Annotated in this window: 17 protein-coding genes and 1 tRNA gene; 6 read left to right on the top strand and 12 right to left on the bottom strand. The window is 35.4% G+C overall.

Going from position 1 to position 20,065, the window contains the following annotated elements:
* From BC962_RS00430 to BC962_RS00415, 4 genes are all read right to left on the bottom strand, one after another.
* Positions 1-972 (bottom strand): MBL fold metallo-hydrolase, encoded by a 972-nt coding sequence (locus BC962_RS00430; RefSeq protein ID WP_121343968.1) that lies wholly within the window; start codon positions 970-972, stop codon positions 1-3.
* Positions 973-986: 14 nt separating this feature from the next.
* Positions 987-1,472 carry a GyrI-like domain-containing protein gene (locus tag BC962_RS00425; protein ID WP_121343967.1) on the bottom strand — a complete coding sequence of 162 codons (486 nt, stop codon included), beginning with the start codon at positions 1,470-1,472 and terminating at the stop codon, positions 987-989.
* 46 nt (positions 1,473-1,518) lie between these two features.
* Positions 1,519-3,000, bottom strand: a complete 1,482-nt coding sequence (locus BC962_RS00420) for a pyridoxal phosphate-dependent decarboxylase family protein (protein ID WP_121343966.1) — start codon at positions 2,998-3,000, stop codon at positions 1,519-1,521.
* A 130-nt stretch (positions 3,001-3,130) separates the two neighbouring features.
* Positions 3,131-4,042, bottom strand: a complete 912-nt coding sequence (locus tag BC962_RS00415) for an alkaline phosphatase (RefSeq protein WP_245983940.1) — start codon at positions 4,040-4,042, stop codon at positions 3,131-3,133.
* 302 nt (positions 4,043-4,344) lie between these two features.
* On the opposite strand from BC962_RS00415, the gene BC962_RS00410 reads away from it, so the two are divergent.
* The 3 genes from BC962_RS00410 (at position 4,345) to BC962_RS00400 (ending at position 7,055) form a co-directional block, all read left to right on the top strand.
* Positions 4,345-5,448, top strand: coding sequence for a hypothetical protein (locus BC962_RS00410; protein ID WP_121343964.1), 1,104 nt, complete (start codon positions 4,345-4,347; stop codon positions 5,446-5,448).
* Between the two features lie 358 nt (positions 5,449-5,806).
* Positions 5,807-6,313: an LVIVD repeat-containing protein gene (locus BC962_RS00405; RefSeq protein WP_121343963.1), complete on the top strand. Its 507-nt coding sequence runs from the start codon at positions 5,807-5,809 to the stop codon at positions 6,311-6,313.
* Between the two features lie 4 nt (positions 6,314-6,317).
* Positions 6,318-7,055: an LVIVD repeat-containing protein gene (locus BC962_RS00400; RefSeq protein WP_121343962.1), complete on the top strand. Its 738-nt coding sequence runs from the start codon at positions 6,318-6,320 to the stop codon at positions 7,053-7,055.
* A 91-nt stretch (positions 7,056-7,146) separates the two neighbouring features.
* On the opposite strand, the gene BC962_RS00395 is transcribed toward BC962_RS00400, so the two are convergent.
* A tRNA-Leu gene (locus BC962_RS00395) sits at positions 7,147-7,228 on the bottom strand.
* 145 nt (positions 7,229-7,373) lie between these two features.
* Between BC962_RS00395 and BC962_RS00390 the strand changes: the two genes are divergently transcribed.
* Positions 7,374-8,765: a dipeptidase gene (locus BC962_RS00390; RefSeq protein ID WP_121343961.1), complete on the top strand. Its 1,392-nt coding sequence runs from the start codon at positions 7,374-7,376 to the stop codon at positions 8,763-8,765.
* Positions 8,766-9,023: 258 nt separating this feature from the next.
* On the opposite strand, the gene BC962_RS00385 is transcribed toward BC962_RS00390, so the two are convergent.
* Positions 9,024-9,602 (bottom strand): PhnA domain-containing protein, encoded by a 579-nt coding sequence (locus tag BC962_RS00385; protein ID WP_121343960.1) that lies wholly within the window; start codon positions 9,600-9,602, stop codon positions 9,024-9,026.
* A 328-nt stretch (positions 9,603-9,930) separates the two neighbouring features.
* On the opposite strand from BC962_RS00385, the gene BC962_RS00380 reads away from it, so the two are divergent.
* Positions 9,931-10,296 carry a BlaI/MecI/CopY family transcriptional regulator gene (locus BC962_RS00380; protein WP_121343959.1) on the top strand — a complete coding sequence of 122 codons (366 nt, stop codon included), beginning with the start codon at positions 9,931-9,933 and terminating at the stop codon, positions 10,294-10,296.
* 2 nt (positions 10,297-10,298) lie between these two features.
* The gene (locus BC962_RS00375) at positions 10,299-11,753 is read left to right on the top strand and encodes a M56 family metallopeptidase (RefSeq protein WP_121343958.1); all 1,455 of its coding nucleotides are present in this window, start codon (positions 10,299-10,301) and stop codon (positions 11,751-11,753) included.
* 121 nt (positions 11,754-11,874) lie between these two features.
* Here the strand turns inward: BC962_RS00375 and BC962_RS00370 are convergent, their stop codons facing one another.
* The 6 genes from BC962_RS00370 to BC962_RS00345 form a co-directional block, all read right to left on the bottom strand.
* Positions 11,875-13,602, bottom strand: a complete 1,728-nt coding sequence (locus BC962_RS00370; RefSeq protein ID WP_121343957.1) for a DUF885 domain-containing protein — start codon at positions 13,600-13,602, stop codon at positions 11,875-11,877.
* A gap of 221 nt (positions 13,603-13,823) precedes the next feature.
* Positions 13,824-14,825, bottom strand: a complete 1,002-nt coding sequence (locus BC962_RS00365; protein WP_121343956.1) for a metal-dependent hydrolase — start codon at positions 14,823-14,825, stop codon at positions 13,824-13,826.
* 6 nt (positions 14,826-14,831) lie between these two features.
* Complete coding sequence (locus tag BC962_RS00360) at positions 14,832-16,304, bottom strand: cellulose synthase family protein (RefSeq protein ID WP_121343955.1); 1,473 nt, start codon at positions 16,302-16,304, stop codon at positions 14,832-14,834.
* A complete protein-coding gene (locus BC962_RS00355) occupies positions 16,304-16,996 on the bottom strand; it encodes a glycosyltransferase family 2 protein (protein WP_121343954.1) in 693 nt (230 codons plus the stop codon). The genes BC962_RS00360 and BC962_RS00355 overlap by 1 nt, the downstream gene beginning before the upstream one ends.
* A gap of 77 nt (positions 16,997-17,073) precedes the next feature.
* Positions 17,074-18,654: a 4Fe-4S binding protein gene (locus BC962_RS00350; RefSeq protein ID WP_121343953.1), complete on the bottom strand. Its 1,581-nt coding sequence runs from the start codon at positions 18,652-18,654 to the stop codon at positions 17,074-17,076.
* A 23-nt stretch (positions 18,655-18,677) separates the two neighbouring features.
* Positions 18,678-19,970 carry an NAD(P)/FAD-dependent oxidoreductase gene (locus BC962_RS00345; RefSeq protein ID WP_121344899.1) on the bottom strand — a complete coding sequence of 431 codons (1,293 nt, stop codon included), beginning with the start codon at positions 19,968-19,970 and terminating at the stop codon, positions 18,678-18,680.
* Between the last annotated feature and the right edge of the window lie 95 nt (positions 19,971-20,065).

The following is a 20,065-nucleotide window of genomic DNA, read 5'->3' as shown; positions in this document are numbered from 1 at the left end:
TTAGAGTTGAAAAGTTTCATTGATCCTTGCAATATGGAAACCCTTCTGTAAAATAATTTTAGTTTGAGAACTTTCAGGATCCAGTGCTGGATTGGTGTGATTAAAATGAATAAAATAGATCTTGTTCTTCTCTTCGGAACTTAAACCAGAAAACCGCTTCATACTTTCAATGATAAAAGGATGTGGGATTTCGGAGATATCCCGATTATTGATCTCTGCTCCATCATAAAATGTTGCATCAAGAAAAGCATAATCTACGTCTGCTATTTCTTTAATAATATCAGTATCCCATTTCTCCCATTTATCGATATCCGGAATAAAAAGTGCCTTCTTGTTCGGGCCAAGGATCTTATAACCTACAGTTTCGGAATATTCATCCCGATGAGGTACCAAAAATGGGATCACTTTAAGATCTTTACTTAACACAAGCTCTTTCTTATGGTTTAATTCATGAATTAGAATGTTTTTATTAACCATCAACTGACTCCAGGGACCATTACTCTCCAAAAACACTTTCATTTTAGGCATAGCATAAACTGGAATATTTGACGCATTCATAGCTTCTTTTCCAAAATACATCAAGCCAGTGTAATGTCCAATATGCGCATGAGTCAAGAAAATTCCATCTGGAACTTCTTTAGAATTTTCCGAAGCATAATTTTTAAAAAGTTTTAATTGAGACGTGATATCTGGAGTGGCTTCAAAAAGATATTTTTTGTCATTTAATGGATCAAGAATACCTAAGGAAACAACTTTTCTGCTTTTATCAGGATTTTCGAAAAGAGCCGTACAGCAATCTTTTTGACAGGCTATATGAGGGAACCCAGCATCTTGCACATTTCCTAAGATAACCAGAGAAATCTCAGTGGTCTTTTCCTGCTGTGAAGGAAACTGCGGCTTGAGTTCTATTTCCTGTGCAATGAAGGAGGAACTAAGTATAATGCTTAGGAAGAATGTTTGTAATAATTTCATTTTTAAATTTAAGTTTATTTTTCCTTGATTGGAAACCACAACTCCTCTTCCGAGGTCGGATCTTCATTTTTATACTTTTCACCCATCACAGCAAAATGCGGACGATGATCTAATTGATATTCAGACTTAGGGAACCAATCTTGAATGATACTTCTATATATATTCGAAGCTTTACTGCCATATCCTTTATAATTGAATACAGCATATTCTCCAGCAGGAATGCATAGTGTTTCCATTTCTGGAGGGATGGCTTTGAAGTCCGAAACTTCAACTGTAGCCCATTTTTCGAATTCTGTTGTAGGTTCGAAGGTTTCAAAAAATGTTGAAGAGCTATATACCTCTACAGAAAAGAGGTTATCATTTAAAGTATTTGCTATTTGTGATTTCTTCGGCATAAAACTTTTCCAAAGCTTTGGTGTCTGGATGTTGGAAAACGACATGTTTATTTTTTTACCAACTAGTTTTATTTCTGAAATGTTCTCAATTCGGGCATGTATCATTTAATATATTAATGTTATTTGGAAGTATTTAAAGAACCTCAATAGGCTAAATATTCTTTAGTTTATGATGCATCTTTTTGCCTTCTCTTGTTATTATAGTTATAATTTCTTCTATATCCTTTTCTGAAGTTCTAAAGTTAACAATACAAGCACGTAAACAGTACTTGTCATGAACGATAGCGTTAGAAAGAAATACCTCCCCTCCTTTTTGAAGCTCATCCAGCAGTGCTTCGTTAAGAGTATTTAGATATAGGGGTTCTATTGGAATATCTAATTCCAAAGGAATATATCTTAGCGTAGTAATGCTTAAATTTTGGGTAACAGCTTCTAATTCTCTGTTTTTGTTAGCTAATTCATAGAACAATTCGGACAGATGAATATCCTGTTGGATCATTTTTTCGTAACCGCTGCGTCCTATTTGCTGTAAGACAAGCCAAACTTTCAGAGCTCTAAATCCTCTGGAATTTTGAAGTCCATATTCGTAGAAATTTGTAGCAGATCCAACTTCGTCCTTACCGAAATTATAATATTCGGGGTGTGAGCTAAAGGTGTCTATTAAATGTTGCGGATTTTTAACCAAAGTGCATCCAGCTTCTAAGGGACTATACAGCCATTTATGTGGATCTAATGCGATGGAATCTGCTTCCTGCAGGCCATTAAATATAGGCTTAAGATCTGGAATAACAGCTGCCGGGACACCATAAGCGCCATCTACATGAAACCATAGATCGTGTTTTTTACATAATTCTGCAATTCCATCCAAATGGTCTACAACGCCTGTGCTCACATCACCGGCAGTTCCTATTATCATTATAGGTTTATATCCTGCAATGAGGTCTTCTTCAATGGTCTTTTCTAGTATTTTATTGTCCATTTTGTTCTTCTCTGTTGTGGCTATCCACCGTACAGATTTAGAGCCTAAGCCGAATAAAATAGCCGCTTTTTCTACCCAAGTATGTGTGGTTTTAGAACAGTAAATTTTTAATTTATCACTTCCAAACATTCCCTCTTCCTTGATATTTTTTGGAGCCTTTGCGGTACGCCCAGCAAGAAACCCGGTGAAATTGGCCATATTTCCACCACTAACCAAAATTCCAGAATATTCTGAAGAAACTCCAATAAATTCTGCCAGCCATTTTACTGTTTGTTTTTCAATTTCTGTAGCAATAGGACTAAGAATTTGAGCACCGACATTTTGATTTAATGAGGAAGCTAAAAGATCGGCCAAGATCCCAACAGGTGCAGCAGATGAGGTAATATATCCTAAGAATTTAGGATGCCCATTAAATAGAGAGTGGTCTAATAAAAGTTGAGTGGTGCTTGCCATTAACTCTTCTGCAGAAGTTCCATTTTCAGGAAGTCTTGCTGTTCCTAATAGTTCTTGTAAGTGCTTAGGCGTTTCCCCTTTTGTAACTGGTCTTTTATCGATAGTTTCTAAAAATTCTGAAATGTTATCGATTAATTGATAGCCTACTTTTTTAAATTCCTCTTTAGATAGCTCAATGGGAGTCTCACGTTTGGTATGCATCTTATTTAATTTTACTTCATAAAACTTTACTAGCAATAACGATTGCTAATAGGAGGCAAGGAAGTTTTTGAAAAGTTATTTCTCCTAAATTAAAATAAATAGATGCAAATGAGTAGTAATGAGTTAAGTATTATTTTTTTATAATATTTGTAACCGGCTTTCCTCTCCAAGATTCAGGGATCTGAAGACCCAACAAATAGGCAATGGTAGCTCCAGTATCGTAAGTAACAATAGTGCTATTTATTCTTCCTTGATTGGAAATTCCTTTACCATAAGCTATCCACGGAATTTCAACCTCTTTCAAGGTTTTACCACCATGACTTTTTCTATTCCCACCATGATCTGCAGTGAAAATTATTAACGTTTCATCCATCAGCTTATTTTCTTCTAAACTAGATAAGATTTCACCAACTAAGGAGTCCATATGTTCTACCGCTTCGTAATATTCGTTAGAATCAAATCCTTGTTTGTGGCCAGTATGATCTGGTTCATCTAAATGAATAAAAGTGAACACAGGTTTTTCTTCAGTAATAAATTCTAATGCATGCTCTAGGGTTTTTTCATCTGTAGAACCATTGTAATCCATATCTACTAATTTTCTTTCGAATACATTCCGGATCCCGCCCCAAGTATATGAAGCCCCTTTTTTCGCATTTGGAAGCTGAGTATCTACCAAACTGAAAATAGTAGGATAGATCCCGCTTTTCCCAAGTGTTGCTGAAGGTAATTCGGGTTCTCTACTATCCCATTCTGTAAATCCGTGCAACTCGGGGCCTGAGCCCATAAGCATAGATGCCCAATTAACAGCACTTGAGGAAGGAAGAACTGCTCTTGCTTTTAGTGAATAACTTCCATTATTCATCATCTTTCTAAGATTTGGGATTTTAGCTTTTTCGAAAGCATAAGCCCCTAAACCATCAGAACCTATGAGGATAATATGCTTTGCTAGTTGTTTATTAGACTGCTGAGAAAATTCGGTTTTTGAAACACTAGCACAAGAAGCTAAACATATAATAATGCTGAAAAATGTTATTTTCTTCAATAGAGTTTGGGACATCATAAATTATAAAAATTATAGGATCGCTAATTTAATCTATTTTGAATTTACCTTAAAATCAATAGGAACTACAACTTAACGGGAAAAAGGTGAATCTGATTATGTAGAGATGAAAATATCGAGAATTTTATGGAGGTGCGATTTTTTAGATATAAATTTCAGTAAAGGTTTTAAATAAAACTTCCTAAAAGCCTTGATTTTAAAGGGAAATTATTTTCAAAACAAAATAAAAACGAATCAGATTTATAAGTATGTTTAAACTGTAAAACACTAATGTTTAAATAACTATGAAATCAACTTCTATAATTTTCTTTTTAATCTTTTCATTAATCTCTTTTAAAGGGATATGTCAAAAAGATGCTTATTCGGTAAAGCTTCAGCCTAAGGAAAAACTCTCGGTTTCGAGCTTTTATATTTCCGAAGTAATCGATAGCCGTGTATCAAAAAATGGTATTGGAGTGACTCAAAAGGGTGCTTTTAATAAGCAAGTAGTTGCCAACTTCAGTGAAAATTTTGAAATACACTTACAGAATACATTTAATATATTGCTTCCTCCTTCAGAAAATAAAGAGGAATTTACAGCGATTATACATAAACTTTATATTTCTGAAAGAACTTCCACTATGACTGAGTTGGGAACCTGTGAAGTGGAAATTGAATTTTTAAAATCCGAAGATGGAATTCAATATAGCTTAGGAAATTATGCTGCAAAAGTAGAAGGTAAAGGTCTGGATGTTTCCAGTAAACACGATGAAAGAATTTTAGAAGCTATTACCCAAGTTATTAATGAAGTTGCTGCAGTGGCTGTACAGAAGAAATTGGAAGACTTGCCAATTGCAAATACTGAAAGAAGTATAAGAAAATTAGATTTCTCTGAAGGCTTAAAAGAAGGATTGTATTATAGCTTTAATGATCTAGTAAGTAACTCTCCTAAAGACACGATAGCCTATAATGCCAAACTAATTGCTGAAACTAAGAAATTCGAACATTATATGGTGTACTACCAAAATGCTAAAAAGCGAATTAAAAATCTTTATGGATATTCCGACGGGGAAAGTATCTACCTAAATGTTTTTAAATTTACCCAAGCAGAATATTTTATAAAATCGAAATTTTTAGGGAGGTATGTATATTTTGAAGATCAATATGATAATAAAAATGTTTCTGCAGCTTTCGGGATGATTGGAGCTTTGGCATCAACTAAGTTGCGAGGTATTGTATTAGACACTCAGACAGGGATTATAACTGAGCTTACAGATAATATGATAGAAGATTTGTTAGAGCAACAACCGCAGTTGTTACAAGAATATAAAGGTGGAGCACGAAAAATTGAAGATATACGCGCTATTATTAAAAAGCTTAATGATACTTTCATAGAGCAAAAACTTTAAAATAGTTCCGATTTTATATAATCTCTTTTAGGGCTGAGATTTTTAAAAGCATTTAGATTTTTAAAAACATCTCTACAACATTCGAATTAATATTATTTTTTTTCTGAAGGTACTGCTGTGAAAGCGCATATCTAGTTTTATTAATGCTTAAGCGCTACCGTTAGCATGTTTTAAAGAAGATATAGTTCGCTTTTGTTAGTTTTTGAACATTGTAATTATATGATAATTACGTGTTTTCTACCTATTTATAGGATTTAGGATGGCATATGTCGTTAAAATTTAATTATATTTAAATACCCTAGGCTTTTTTAAAAATGATTTTGGAAATATTCAGCATTATGAATTATAAAACCACCTTATGAAAAAACTGCTCCTCTATTTCTCCCTACTATTAATTTTGCAATCTTGTTGGTACACAAATCATGATGATGATTATCCAGGAATGAGAAGTAGTTATGAGCCAATAACCCAATCTCGAAAAGATTTTGAAAAGAGTATTAGTCTTTTAGGCGAACGTCCAGTAATTAACTCTGGTAAAATATATGTGAAAGATGATCTTATTTATTTAAATGAATTAGGAGAAGGTTTTCATATAATAGACAACTCGGATCCTACAAAACCTAATCCAGTTGCATTTTTAAAGATTCCTTTGGCTACAGATCTGGCTATTAGAAATAACATTCTATATGTGCATCATGCAGTAGATCTTGTTGCTTTTTCCTACTCCCTAAATTCAAATTCATTAAATATCTCACACAGGGAACGAAATGTTTTTCCAGAATTACGTTCCCCGGAAGGGCTTGAGCCCTCTTTTTATAATGTTCCGGAAAACGAAGTTGTAATAGGCTATCAACAACTAAACTAAAAAGATGAAAAAAATTATAATACTTTGTCTTTGTATATTGATGGTAGGTTGTAATGCCGCCGATGGTGATAATTCGCAGCCAAATTCTGTAGACGGTTCTGGAGGCTCACTTGCGAGATTTTCATTAGTGGGTGATTATTTATATACTGTAGACGATCAATCCCTGCGTATCTTTGATATTTCTAGCCCTGAGAAACCAAATTTTGTAGGAACTAAACAGATAGGTTTTGATATAGAAACGCTGTTTTCTTTAGATGAATATTTGTTCGTGGGAAGCCGTCTTGGAATGTTTATTTTTGATGTTTCCCATCCTAAATATCCGCTTCAACTTTCTAAAGTAGAACATGTACGTAGTTGCGATCCTGTGGTCTCATCAGGTGATTATACTTATGTAACACTTCATACAAATGCAGGATGTGCTGGAAATGTTAATCAATTAGAAATTTATAATACTCAAGATCTCTTAAGGCCCGAGTTATTAACTATTATTACTTTGGATCGTCCTATTGGTTTGGGGCTCTACGGAAATCATTTATTGGTTACAGATAAAAATGTGGTTCGCATCTTTAATGTTTCCAACCCAGCACAACCAGAACTTGTTGGGGGAATTGAAGAAGACGCTTTCGATCTTATTATCCGAAACAACGATTTATTTATTATTGGAGAGAAATCATTAAGTCAGTATAAATTGAATCCCGAGGATATAGAAGATATAGTTTTTAAAAGTTCAATCGATTTTTAAAAACAGTCTTATTTATAATTTGAAAAACCTCCCATTAAAGAAAGGTTATAAAACCAAAAAAGCTTCTCATTGCTGAGAAACTTTTTCTTTGTGCGGGCGGGGAGACTCGAACTCCCACACCTCGCGGCACCAGATCCTAAGTCTGGCGTGTCTACCAATTCCACCACGCCCGCATTTCCATTTTACAACACTTAGGACTCGTTGTAAAAATGCTTACCTAGATAAGCGGCTGCAAATATACATAAATGTTTCAATATTCAAATAATCCAACAAGAAAATATCAATTTATTACCTTTACCTGATTTCAAAAAAAATAGCATGAAGAATTTAGATAAATATGTTGAAGAAAATAAAGATCGGTTTATAGAAGAACTGATAGATTTACTTAAAATTCCCTCTGTGAGCGCAGACCCTGCCTACAAAAAGGATGTTTTAAATACAGCCGAAGCAGTGAAGAATGCTTTGAAAGAAGCAGGATGTGATTCAGTAGAAATTTGTGAGACTCCGGGATATCCAATCGTCTTTGGTGAAAAAATAATCGATAAAGATCTTCCAACAGTGCTAGTTTATGGTCATTATGACGTGCAACCGGCAGATCCAATTGAACTTTGGGATAGTCCACCCTTCGAACCAGTGATCAAAAACACAAAGGTTCATCCAGAAGGAGCCATTTTTGCTCGTGGAGCATGCGACGATAAAGGACAAATGTACATGCATGTAAAGGCCTTGGAGTATATGACCAAAACTGGAAGCCTTCCTTGTAATGTGAAATTCATGATAGAAGGAGAAGAGGAAGTTGGAAGTGAAAGTTTGGGTTGGTTTATAGAACGCAATAAGGAGAAATTAGCAAATGATGTGATCTTGATCTCCGATACCGGAATGATCGCCAAAGACACACCTTCTATCACAACCGGTTTACGCGGACTGAGTTATGTGGAAGTAGAACTTACAGGACCAAATAGAGACCTACACAGTGGACTTTATGGAGGAGCGGTAGCAAATCCTATAAACGTACTTACTAAGATGATCGCTTCCTTACATGATGAAAACAATCATATCACTATTCCTGGATTCTATGATAAAGTAGATGAATTGAGTGATGATGAAAGAGCAAAAATGGCAGAAGCTCCATTTTCTATAGAAAAATATAAGGAAGCTTTGGATATTGAAGATGTATATGGTGAAAAAGGTTATTCTACTAACGAACGTAATTCTATTAGACCAACACTGGATGTAAATGGTATTTGGGGCGGCTATATTGGCGAAGGTGCCAAAACAGTAATTGCAAGTAAAGCTTTTGCAAAGATAAGTATGCGATTAGTACCAAATCAAGATTGGCAAGAGATCACAGAACTTTTCAAAAAACATTTTGAAAGTATTGCTCCAAAAGGAACAAGAGTATTGGTAAAACCTCATCATGGTGGGCAAGCTTATGTTACGCCTATTGATACTGTAGAGTATCAAGCAGCAAGTAATGCCTATAAGGAGTCCTTTGGAAAAGAACCAATTCCACAACGAAGCGGTGGAAGTATTCCAATTGTAGCACTTTTCGAAAAACAATTAAAGAGCAAGACCATTTTAATGGGCTTTGGACTGGATAGTGATGCTATTCACTCGCCAAATGAGCATTTTGGGATCTGGAATTACTTGAAAGGAATCAAAACCATTCCATTATTTTACAAGCATTTCACAGAAATGACGAAGAAATAATTGTCAAACTGTCCCGATAGCTATCGGGATGTCGAAGTTTGCTTTTTAATGGAATGCACATTTCGACAGGCTCAATGTGACCAGTTGATTTGTCAAGCTGAGCTTGTCGAAGCTTATCTTTTAGTAGAAATCACATTTCGACAGGCTCAATGTGACAAATTCATTATAACAAAAAGGTCAATTCTTTAATTAGAATCGACCTTTTTATTATTAAAAAATACCCTTCGACTCCGCTCAGGGTGACATTAGGTTTGTTGACTATAGCTTTTTCACATATTGAGTGATAATAACAATTTGCTGCCCATCTACTCTTCCCTCAATATATTCAGCATTCTCATGATCTAAAGAAATTCGGCGTACTGCGGTTCCTTGCTTAGCAACCATACTGCTTCCTTTAACTTTTAGATCTTTAATAAGTACAACAGAATCTCCTGCTTCCAAAATCACTCCATTGCTATCTCTGTGAACAATGCTTTTTGCTGCTGGATCTGCAACCTCGGTAGCTTTTGCCCATTTTTTTACATCATCTTCCATATACATCATGTCCAAAAGATCTTGTGGCCAACCTTCATTTTTTAGCTTGGTAAGCATTCTCCATGCAACCACTTGTACAGCAGGAACAGTACTCCACATGCTATCATTTAAACATCTCCAGTGATTGGCTTCAACTTTTTCAGGATCTTCAAGTTGTTCTTTACATGTATTACAAGCAAGAATTGAGCTATCGGCGCCTTTAGTTGGGCTTTCCGGCACTTCGTAGATCTGAGGATCTTCAGTTGAACTACATAATTCACATTTTGATCCGCTACGTTGAAATAATTCTTGCTCTACACTCATTGTTATGATTTTTGAATGTAAAGGTAGGGGAATCCTTAAAATACAAGACTTTAAAATTTAAATTTCCATTTCCCGTGAGGATAGCTATCTCGCCAACCTGTTCCGATAGCTATCGAAATTATTTCAGGGTCTTACCTTATTATATTGATTAACAGTTGTGAGAGATTCTGAATCAAGTTCAGAATGACGTCTTTTTCGGGGTATGTATCTTTGGAGCAAATCTAAATTGAATTCTTCAGAAGTAATTAAAACGAAATAAGAGTTACTCTATGTTTGTAGAATTAAATATTTATTCTACATTTGTAGAGCAATGTATTAATTCAATAATATGCAATTATCAAATTCTGAAGAACAATTAATGCAGATCCTTTGGAAACAGGAAAAAGCTTTGATGAAGGATCTAATTGAAGCTTATCCGGAACCCAAACCTGCAATTACAACTGTGGCGACTCTATTAAAAAGAATGCAGGATAAGAAATTTGTAGATTATACACAGCAGGGACGTTCTAGAGAGTATTTTCCTTTGGTGCGAAAAAAGGATTATTTTTCTAAACATGTAAACGGACTCATAAAAAATTTCTTTAACGATTCCAGTTCACAATTTGCTTCATTTTTCACCAAAGAAACCAATTTGAGCAAGACCGAATTAGAAGAGCTTAGGAAAATTATAGATCAAGAAATTAAAAGCAAATAAAAATGGAAACATACTTATTAAATTCCGCTGCTTGCTTAGCCATATTGCTTCTTTTCTATAAGTTGTTATTGGAAAAAGAAACGATGCATCTGTTTAAAAGGTTTTATTTACTAGGGTCTCTTTTTGCAGCCATTCTAATTCCTTATATCACATTTACGAGCTATGTAGAAGTTAGTCCAACTTCCATAATCCCAATTTCTGAAGGGTCTTTAATGGTTTCGGAAAGTATTTCTTCTTCTAGTTTTAATTGGACTGCGCTTCTTTGGATTATATACGGACTTGGAGTTGTTATTTTCAGCATAAAATTTTTCAGGAATTTAGCGGCCCTATTTGTAAGGATCAAACAAAATCCGAAATTAAAAAACAAGGGTTTTATAAATGTCTTATTGAATGACAATATAGTCCCACACACATTTTTCAGCTATCTGTTTTTCAACAAAGATAAATTCAATAAAAATCAGATCCCGCAGGAGGTGATAGTGCATGAGGAAGCGCACGCAAAGCAATTACACAGTTTGGATATTTTATTTGTCGAAATATTGCAGATCGTGTTTTGGTTCAATCCCCTAATCTATCTTGCTAAAAATGCAATTCAACTAAATCATGAATTTCTAGCCGATCAATCGGTTATAAAAAATGGAATTGAAACCTCCATATATCAAAGAACCTTGTTGGCATTTTCATCGAATGCCCAATCAAGCAAGTTGGCAAATGCCTTTAATTATTCATCAATCAAAAAACGATTTACAGTTATGAAAACACACACATCTAAAAGAACGATCTGGAGCAAAGGACTCCTTTTATTACCGCTATTAGCAGTATTGCTCTTTAGCTTTAGCACCTCAGAAGTTATTGAAAGAGACGCTTCTTTCGCTAATTCTGAAAATTTAAAACCACATTATAAAAATTCCTTAATTCAGGATATAGCTACCAAAAAGATGGTTAAGGAATATAATGCGTTGGCTAAAAAGTATAATTCTTTGCCTAAAGAAAAGAGAACCATAAGCCGAAATGAATTAGAACGCATGGTATTTATCTTTGATAGGATGAATAAAGAACAACGAGATAATTCAGAGAAATTTCCGGAAATTATTGTTCCAAAGAATGCTCCAGCTCCACCTATGCCGATTCCTGCTGATGATCTGCATGGGGTAGTGCCACCGCCTCCACCACCAAATGCAGCAACACCAGCACCTCAGGTAGAAATTGAAATGTTTGAAATGGATGGGGATTCTGAGCTATTGCCACCTCCACCGCCACCAGTTCCTTCAGTGCATATGAAAGAGCTGGCTGAACAGGGAGCCATATTTTATTTTGAAGGCAAAGAAATTACAGGAAAGGAGGCTATAAAAATCACTAGGGAATCAAAAAGTATCAATATCCAAGTACGAGATATTAAATCTAAAAAGCCAATAGTAAAATTGTCTAAGGATCCAATTGTAGTAGAAGATAGATAATGAAAAATCAATTTTTTGTCACAAAAAGCTTCGACATTTCCGATAGCGGGACAGCTTGACAACAGAGCGTTTTATTAATTTTTTAGCAAAATGTCACTCTGAGCCTGTCGAAGAGTGACATTTAATTTTTAACCTCTTTAGATGAAGTAATATAATCATCTACTAACTTTTCCATAATTGCTAAAGTTACAGTTCCTTGAGAAAGAATAACCTCATGAAAATCGCGCATATCGAAATCCTCTCCAAATTCTTTTTCCACTTTTTTTCGAAGCTCTCTAATTTTTAATTCTCCTATTTTATAAGAAACCGCTTGTCCCGGCCATGAAATATATCTATCTACTTCGGTATTGATCTCATGAAAAGAAAGCGCGGTATTAATTCTTAAAAAATCGACAGCTTGTTCTTTAGTCCAGCCCAAGGCATGAATTCCGGTGTCTACTACCAATCTGCAGGCTCGCCATTGCTCATAAGTGAGCTTTCCAAACATCTCGTAAGGAGTCGTATAAACACCCATTTCCTCAGCTAGAAATTCTGAATATAATCCCCAGCCTTCACCATAAGCCGAAAGATAGAAGCGTCTTCTAAACTTAGGAATACTATCTCCTAATTCTGAATTTAGTGAGATCTGTAAATGATGCCCCGGCACAGCCTCGTGAGCTGTAAGCGACGGAAGCACATATAATGGTCTGCTAGGTAGATCGTAGGTATTTACCCAGTAATAACCGGGCTGAGTCTCTTCCTGTGGGGAAATATATCTTCCCGTAGTATATTTAGGTGCGATCGCATCTGGCACCGGAGTAACTCCATAAGGTTTTCTAGGTAGTTTTTTAAAGAATCTCGGCAATTGTGCATCTATCTTTTTTGAAATATTCCGAGCTTCTTTTAAAAGTTCTTCGGGCGTATCCGCATAAAACTGAGGGTCGGTTCTAAGGAATTGGATGAACTCCTCGAAGGAACCTTCAAAATTCACCTCCCTTATAATTTGTTTCATTTCGGTATTAATTCGAGAAACCTCCTCTAACCCAATTTGGTGGATCTCTTCTGCAGTGAGCTCTAGGGTGGTGTAATAATTTAGTCTATTCTGATAAAATTCTCGCCCATGAGGTGTTTCTGAAACTCCTATACTGCTGCGAGTTTTCGGGAGATATTCCTTATCGAAGAATTTTTTGATCTTTTTAAATTCTGGTAATACCGATTGCTTGATCGCTTTTTCTGCAGCCTGTAAAACTGAATCTTTTTGAGTTTCAGAGAGCGAAGCCGGCAGATCATTAAAAGGGGAATAGTAATAGCTGTCTTTATAATTTTTAACTAGCTGATCGTTATATGTGCTTTCATAACCCTCAAAGATCACTCTTGGCTGTGTTATGCCTAATTCCAATCCTTTTCTAAGTAAAATAAGATGCTGATCTACATATACGGGGATCGCATTTAGTTTGTTGAGGTATGTTTTTACCTGGGAATAATCTGCAAGTTGGGTAACATTATATGGCAGACTTAAATGAAATCCTGCATCAGAAAGCAAAGGATTCAGGTATAATTTATATTCGAAAGTGTCGATGGTTTCCTGAAGTTTATATTTTAAAAGTTCCAGAGAGATCATGTCTGTTTGGGACATTTCAGAAGCCTTTAATAAATTCAGCTTTTTTAATTGCTCACTTGCAAAGACGGATTGTCTGCGGTAGTGATCTTCTGTATAAAGACCCAATGGAAATTCTTTAATCTCATAGCTTTTATGGTCTTGAACTTTTTCTATGATCTTATTGAGTTCTTCAGACTTCTGCTGAGAAAAAAGTGCTTGAAAAGAGAGAAAGAAGAGGGAAGTGATAAATAATAATTTGAAGCCTTGCATAAAGGGATTATATTTTCTAGACTTAAAGATAGGATATCGAAGCGAATGAAGAAAATTTGTTTACACCTCCTATTTATTCTGATAGTTATTTCGTCACCCTAAATTTATTTCAGGGTCTAAACTATAGTTTTGTGAGATTCTGAAACAAGTTCAGAATGACATTATGGATTCATGCTAGGATACTCTTTGTAAACGCCTTATATTAATTTAATAGCTTCAGTTTAATTACCTAATATGCGATTTCCTAATTTCATGATCACAGCCTTGGCTTCTTCTGGATCTCTTGGTACCTCTTCCACAACTAATTTATTATTTTCCTGCTTCAAGAGGTAACTAAACACAAATTTTGGATTTTCATCTTCAGAATCTAAAGCACCAAAACGAAGATCGTTAAAGTAAAGTTTTTCATCTCTTTTTGAAATAGTATACCAGCCTTCAGAAATAGCTATAACTCGATCTAAATTATTTGTATTCTTAAAAGAGTCGACTAAGAAATGATTTTTAGGGATGCGTTTAAACTTGATAGGATGGGAATCGAAAATAGAATAATCTCCAAGTAAATATGCATCTTCCAATTCTACATTTGCAGACCACATAATAGTATTAAATGGGCTAGGTCTGGTTTGGAGTTGCAAATAAGAAATATTTTGTTCTTCAAGAGCTTCCTTAAATTTAAAATAAGTGATCCCTTTTAAACCGATTGTACACAATATATAAGCACTACTTATAATAAGTCCCAGATTATTATATTTCCTTCTTTTTATAGATCCACGTTTAGATCGCATTGCGAGGATTACGAAGACAAGAAAGGGAAGGGTGTAAAGTGGATCTATTACAAATATATTTTTATAAGCAAGTCTAAGGTCTAATGGCCAAAAAAGTTGCGTGCCCCAAGTTGTATGGGCGTCTAATAAAGGATGAGTCAGGAATCCCCAGAACATTAGCCAGGACCAACCTTTCCAACCGACTCCAGTCTTCTTTTCTATTTTTGATATAAGCCAACCAAAGATGGGTGCAAAAAGTATTGAAAACACGATTGAATGTGTAAACCCTCTATGGATCTCAATAGCAGAGAGCGTATCTGTAAAAAGTGGAGCGAATGAATCTAGATCTGGAATCGTTCCGGCAATAGCACCGTAGAGCATGGCTTTATTACCAACTTTTTTGCCTAAAACGGCTTCTCCAATTGCTGCTCCAAGAACTATTTGTGTAAGAGAATCCATCTAGAATTAAACTTTTGAGATTAATGACTTAAAAACAACATATCCAAACCCAGCAAAAAGCATCAGATGAAAAATAATTAGTCCAAAGTCTTCCAGCACAAATGCGCTATAAATTGCAAATCCGAAATACAGCCAAAGTATTCCTTCTACCATGGTGCTTAGTGATAAATTCCGGGATAAATATTTATTGCCTTTCCAGGAATCTTTCAGATTATTAATATTGAATTTTGGGGTGCGAATAAAGTCGCTCTTTTTTCCGAAGTGGCCTTCTAAAACTGCAAGCGAGTTATGCACAGAAAAGCCCATTGCGATGGAGAAGAAGGTAAGGAACATCCCGATAAATTTAAAAAAGCTGCCGATTCCTTTCCCATGTATTTTAGCATAGGTAACCCAATAGCAAATAAAGAAAATAAGTGTGCTAATTGCGAAAAAGGCGATTACATTAAAATAACTGCTGAATTGCGGATTTGTGTTTTTTATATACAAAACGGGAACGCTTAAAATAGCTAATAGCAGTATTAATAGGAACATACTGGAATTCAATAAATGAAAAAACCCATGGAATTTCGTTCCCGCTGATAGAGTTTTGTCAAAAAGCAGTTTAGAATAATTTTTCTGAAAATTCTCTGCAGCTCCCTTGTTCCATCTAAATTGTTGAGATCTCGCAGCGCTTATAACTACAGGTAATTCAGCAGGCGTTTCTACATCTTCCAAATATTTAAATTTCCATTTCTTCATTTGCGCCCGGTAACTTAGATCGAGATCTTCCGTTAACGTATCTCCACTCCAGTTGCCTGCATCCATAATGCACTCTTTTCGCCATATTCCAGCAGTACCATTAAAATTGATGAAATGTTTTCCGAAATTTCTTCCTACTTGTTCCAAGATAAAATGAAAATCTAGTGCGAAAGCCTGTATTTTAGTTAGCAAGGAATATTCTCTATTAATATGTCCCCATCTGGTTTGTACCACTCCAATATTAGGATCCTTAAAATATGGTACCGTTTGAAGAAGCCAATCCGATTTCGGCATAAAATCTGAATCGAAAATAGCAATAAATTCTCCCTTAGCGATCTTAAGTCCTTCCTTTAAAGCGCCCGCTTTAAAGCCTGTTCTATCTGTTCTGGTAATGTGCTGTATATCTAGTCCTTTCTTCTGAAGTTCAAGGATCTGTTGCGCAGTAGATGCGATAGTTTCATCTGTAGAGTCATCCAAAACCTGAATTTCTAACTTATCTTTTGGATAATCGATCTTAGAAATATTTTGCAGTAATCTTTCCACTACATACATTTCATTATAAAGCGGCAATTGAATAGTAACGAATGGAATTTCTGAAGGATTGGAGAAATTATATTTTTCACTAACCTCATTCCTTTTTTTCGATCTAAGATAATTTATAAGTAAACTCAGTTGTGAAATGCTATATAATAAAATGAGCAAGAGTGCGAGTGTGTAAACTATTATAATCGCAAAGTCCATTATTTAAAACTGTATTTAAAGATCCAAGTCAATATTTTAACTCCTGCAAAGATAGCCCCTTTAATAGTTCCTGAAACTTTGGAGACACCAATCCTGTTCTTATAGTGCACAGGCACTTCTATATACGTGAGATTTTGCTTTATGGCTTTTAATTGCATTTCTACCGTCCAGCCATAAGTTTTATCCTGCATATTTAGCTGCAGTAACTTGTTGTATTTAATAGCTCTAAAAGGTCCGAGATCTGTGAAATTTGCATTGAAGAATAGCTTCATCAAAGAAGTTGCCAGTCCATTTCCAAAGCGTTGCGGAAAAGTCATAGCACCTTTTTCTCTCCATCTACTAACCCGGGACCCAATTACCATGTCTATATTATCTGAAAGAATGGGTTCAATAATTTGAGTTAACTCAGCAGGGTAATCGCTATAATCTCCATCTAGAAAAACAATGATTTCAGGCTTTTCAGATTTTTTAGAAATATAATCCAAGCCTTTTAAACAGGCATAACCGTATCCTTTATTAGCTTCAAATAGAACAGTAGCTCCAGCATTTTTAGCTACTTCTGCAGTGCTATCTGTAGAGTTATTGCTAACCACAATGATCTCTGAAACGATTTCCGGGATTTCCTGAATTACTTTACCAATGGAAGCTTCTTCATTAAAGGCAGGGATAATAACTATAATTTTTTCAGACATTCAATGGGGATCTTCACTTGTAACTTAATAATATAACAAGCTTAGGTTCGATTTCAAAGGTAGTTACTTACAAAATATTATTTCTGATTTATTAGATCCATTAGATCCACATCGTTTCCTAATAATATTTCGTTCGCATTTATTCTACCATTCATAGAATCATTTTCTAATTTAAGCACCCCTCTTGGACAAACCGCAGAACAAATTCCGCAGCCAACACAACTGGAGCGTACAATATTCTCCCCTTTTTGCGCATAAGCTCTAACATCTATTCCCATTTCACAGTAAGTAGAACAATTTCCGCAAGAGATACATTGTCCTCCATTAGTAGTAATTCTAAATCTTGAAAATAAGCGTTGTTGAAAACCTAAGATCGCGGCCATTGGGCAACCAAATCTACACCATACTCTATTTCCAAAAATCGGATAGAATCCGGTACCTATAACTCCGCTAAAAATGGCACCTATCAATACTCCATAGGTAGATCTTAAGGCTTCTGCTTCAAAAAGGAAAACTTTCCCATCTCCACTTAAAAAGTGAAATCCAATAAGAGATAATATGATCGCTAAATATCCAATAGCTCCGAATTTTGCGTCTTTCTGAAATTCATTTCTCTTAAAGATCATCACCAAGGCGAAAACGGCTGTTAGCAAAACTGCAACTCCAATTAGAAAAGTGGTTTTATTAAGCCAGTATTTCCCGTCATCTCCTAAATAAGAATAGATTACCGCAGTAGTCATAAGAGTTACAAAAACCACAACACTATGTACCACCCAACGCTCGATCTTCCATGCAGATTGAGATTTATCACTTAATTGTCTAAAGGAATCTCCCGCAGTTTCAGCCAATCCTCCGCAACCACAAACCCAAGAGCAATACCAGCGTTTTCCGTACTTGTAAGTAAGAATTGGGGTGATCACAAAAATAGAGATCACCCCAAATATCAACATTGCGATCCCTATATCTCCTGCGTTTATCATGGAATCTACCCGATATTGCTCAAAGTTATAATAGTTAAGAGGCCAGATGCTCTTAAGATCGTAATAAGGCAATGAGAAATTCTCACTATTAAGGCGTTGCATAAATTCCGGGATTAGAAAAGCGAAACTTAACTGAAAGAACATCACCGAAAAGGTTCGTAAACGCTCATATTTATTGTGACGGTATTTCCAAATGAATTTTACCCCGAAGGAAAGAATGGCAATAGTATAAAGTGTCCCGTAAACAAACCATTGACTGGCGGGATTGCCACTTAACAAATTGCTTAGAGGATCAAAGAGTGAAATTAATCCAGTGTTTTCCCCTTCGGCATTTAGGCCTAAAAGCTCCGGATAGAAATAAAGGACTATATAAAAACCTGTTAGAATAACCCCAGTGATCCAGCCCAAAACGCCTCTATTAGTTATAGATTTAAACCAAATTTGGTCATTTTTTATACCTTCGGTTTTATGTGCGTATGTAGCCTGTGCAAACCAGATCACACCAATTCCTATAGCAGAAAGGGAGGTGTACAGCCAAAAAGTTTTGTTTGGGAAGTTTAGGTTGAAGGAGGCTAATACTAAAATAAACAAGCCAGAAATACCTAATAATGTGGCTAACTTTTGAGGAATACTTAAGGATCTTGAAACATCTCCGGTCAGGGACAGATTATTTTCCATTATAGGTGTAATTTTTTTAAGGGTTAATTGGTTACAGGTTGATGTTTATTAAAGCTTTGCTGAATTTCAGTTTCGTATGTTTTATAAAACTCAGGTTCAAAATTGGCTTGTTTTAAATTTTCTATCACAAAATCTACAGATCTCTCTTCTGTAAGCCATTTATCGAAAGTTTCGTGGCGCATTCTAATTCCGAAGGTATTTATACCTACAAATTTCCTGGTTTCTTCTTGATAATTTATGGTGATACATTTCCTGCCATCTTGGTGTTTCCAATGAAAATGAGTCTCCCCATCGCGTGGTTCAGGAAAAACCCAACCATAAGTTTGGTACTCTATATCGAAGAACTTGGCACTGTTAAACCAATGTCCGGGATTATATTGCATGGGGTTACCGCAAATGCTTTGAGCCACTACTTCTCCCATCATTCTGCCCGTGTACCAAACAGCCTCTATAGGTCTTCTTTCACCTATTCCTTCATGCTGCTCTGCACAATCGCCAATGGCATAAATATTCTCGTAATTTGTTTGAAGCGATCTATTAACTTTCACGCCTCTTCCTAGTTCTATTCCAGACCCCTTTAAAAAATGGATATTTGGAGATACCCCGGCAGTAAGTCCTACCAGATCACATTCTATCTCTTCGCCCGTTTCTTCTATGATAACACCTTTAACTCGGCCATTTTCGTCGGAAACTATTTCTCTTAAATTGGAATTTAATTTAAGATCTATATGATGTTCAAGAATATGATTGTTGATTATTTCTGACTCCCCGGGAGGAAGCACTCCATTCCAAAAACTGGATTCTCTAACTAAAAAAGTAACTGGTATTTTCCTTGTGCTTAGCATTTCTGCCATTTCAGAGCCAATAAGTCCGCCGCCCACGATTACTGCATGTTTACAATTCTTGGTGTTAATTTCTAAAAGTTCAAGATCCTGTTTGGTAACCATTCCCTGTACTCCGTCAAGATCCTGACCTTTCCATCCAAATTTGTTATAATTGGAACCTGAAGCGATGATCAATTGGTCATACTCCATAGTTTCTCCAGAAGAAAAAGTGAGCATATTTTTTTCTGGCTGCACTTGAGATACAAATGCATTTTTAAGTTCTATTCTATTCTTTTTCCAGAACCAATCTTCGTAAGGTTTTAAGTGATCCCATTTCATATGCCCCATATATACATACATAAGAGCAGTACGGGAAAAGAAATGATCGCTTTCTGCCGAAATTACTGTGATCCTTTTATCAGATTGTTTTCTTATGTGTCTGGCTGCGGTAATTCCAGAAATACCATTACCTATAATGACAACATGCTCCATATAATTTCTTATTTTTAGAGGATTGGTAACAATTTGGTTAGTAATTTTTAAACTACGACTTATAATTAATTCGCTTGGTCGAAGCATTATATGAA

Source organism: Gillisia mitskevichiae (genome assembly GCF_003634585.1).
In the GTDB taxonomy this organism is placed as follows: domain Bacteria; phylum Bacteroidota; class Bacteroidia; order Flavobacteriales; family Flavobacteriaceae; genus Gillisia; species Gillisia mitskevichiae.
Note: the sequence above shows the minus strand (reverse complement) of the source record. Positions and strands in the feature narration are given on the sequence as shown.

Bases quoted from the DNA above. Each gene is read 5' to 3' on its own strand.
- BC962_RS00355 (WP_121343954.1), bottom strand. From the start codon at position 16,996: ATGTCTGAAAAAATTATAGTTATTATCCCTGCCTTTAATGAAGAAGCT.
- BC962_RS00375 (WP_121343958.1), top strand. From the start codon at position 10,299: ATGGAAACATACTTATTAAATTCCGCTGCTTGCTTAGCCATATTGCTT.
- BC962_RS00380 (WP_121343959.1), top strand. From the start codon at position 9,931: ATGCAATTATCAAATTCTGAAGAACAATTAATGCAGATCCTTTGGAAA.
- BC962_RS00350 (WP_121343953.1), bottom strand. From the start codon at position 18,654: ATGGAAAATAATCTGTCCCTGACCGGAGATGTTTCAAGATCCTTAAGT.
- BC962_RS00410 (WP_121343964.1), top strand. From the start codon at position 4,345: ATGAAATCAACTTCTATAATTTTCTTTTTAATCTTTTCATTAATCTCT.
- BC962_RS00360 (WP_121343955.1), bottom strand. From the start codon at position 16,304: ATGGACTTTGCGATTATAATAGTTTACACACTCGCACTCTTGCTCATT.
- BC962_RS00420 (WP_121343966.1), bottom strand. From the start codon at position 3,000: ATGCATACCAAACGTGAGACTCCCATTGAGCTATCTAAAGAGGAATTT.
- BC962_RS00425 (WP_121343967.1), bottom strand. From the start codon at position 1,472: ATGATACATGCCCGAATTGAGAACATTTCAGAAATAAAACTAGTTGGT.
- BC962_RS00430 (WP_121343968.1), bottom strand. From the start codon at position 972: ATGAAATTATTACAAACATTCTTCCTAAGCATTATACTTAGTTCCTCC.
- BC962_RS00365 (WP_121343956.1), bottom strand. From the start codon at position 14,825: ATGGATTCTCTTACACAAATAGTTCTTGGAGCAGCAATTGGAGAAGCC.
- BC962_RS00385 (WP_121343960.1), bottom strand. From the start codon at position 9,602: ATGAGTGTAGAGCAAGAATTATTTCAACGTAGCGGATCAAAATGTGAA.
- BC962_RS00405 (WP_121343963.1), top strand. From the start codon at position 5,807: ATGAAAAAACTGCTCCTCTATTTCTCCCTACTATTAATTTTGCAATCT.
- BC962_RS00345 (WP_121344899.1), bottom strand. From the start codon at position 19,970: ATGGAGCATGTTGTCATTATAGGTAATGGTATTTCTGGAATTACCGCA.
- BC962_RS00390 (WP_121343961.1), top strand. From the start codon at position 7,374: ATGAAGAATTTAGATAAATATGTTGAAGAAAATAAAGATCGGTTTATA.
- BC962_RS00400 (WP_121343962.1), top strand. From the start codon at position 6,318: ATGAAAAAAATTATAATACTTTGTCTTTGTATATTGATGGTAGGTTGT.
- BC962_RS00370 (WP_121343957.1), bottom strand. From the start codon at position 13,602: ATGCAAGGCTTCAAATTATTATTTATCACTTCCCTCTTCTTTCTCTCT.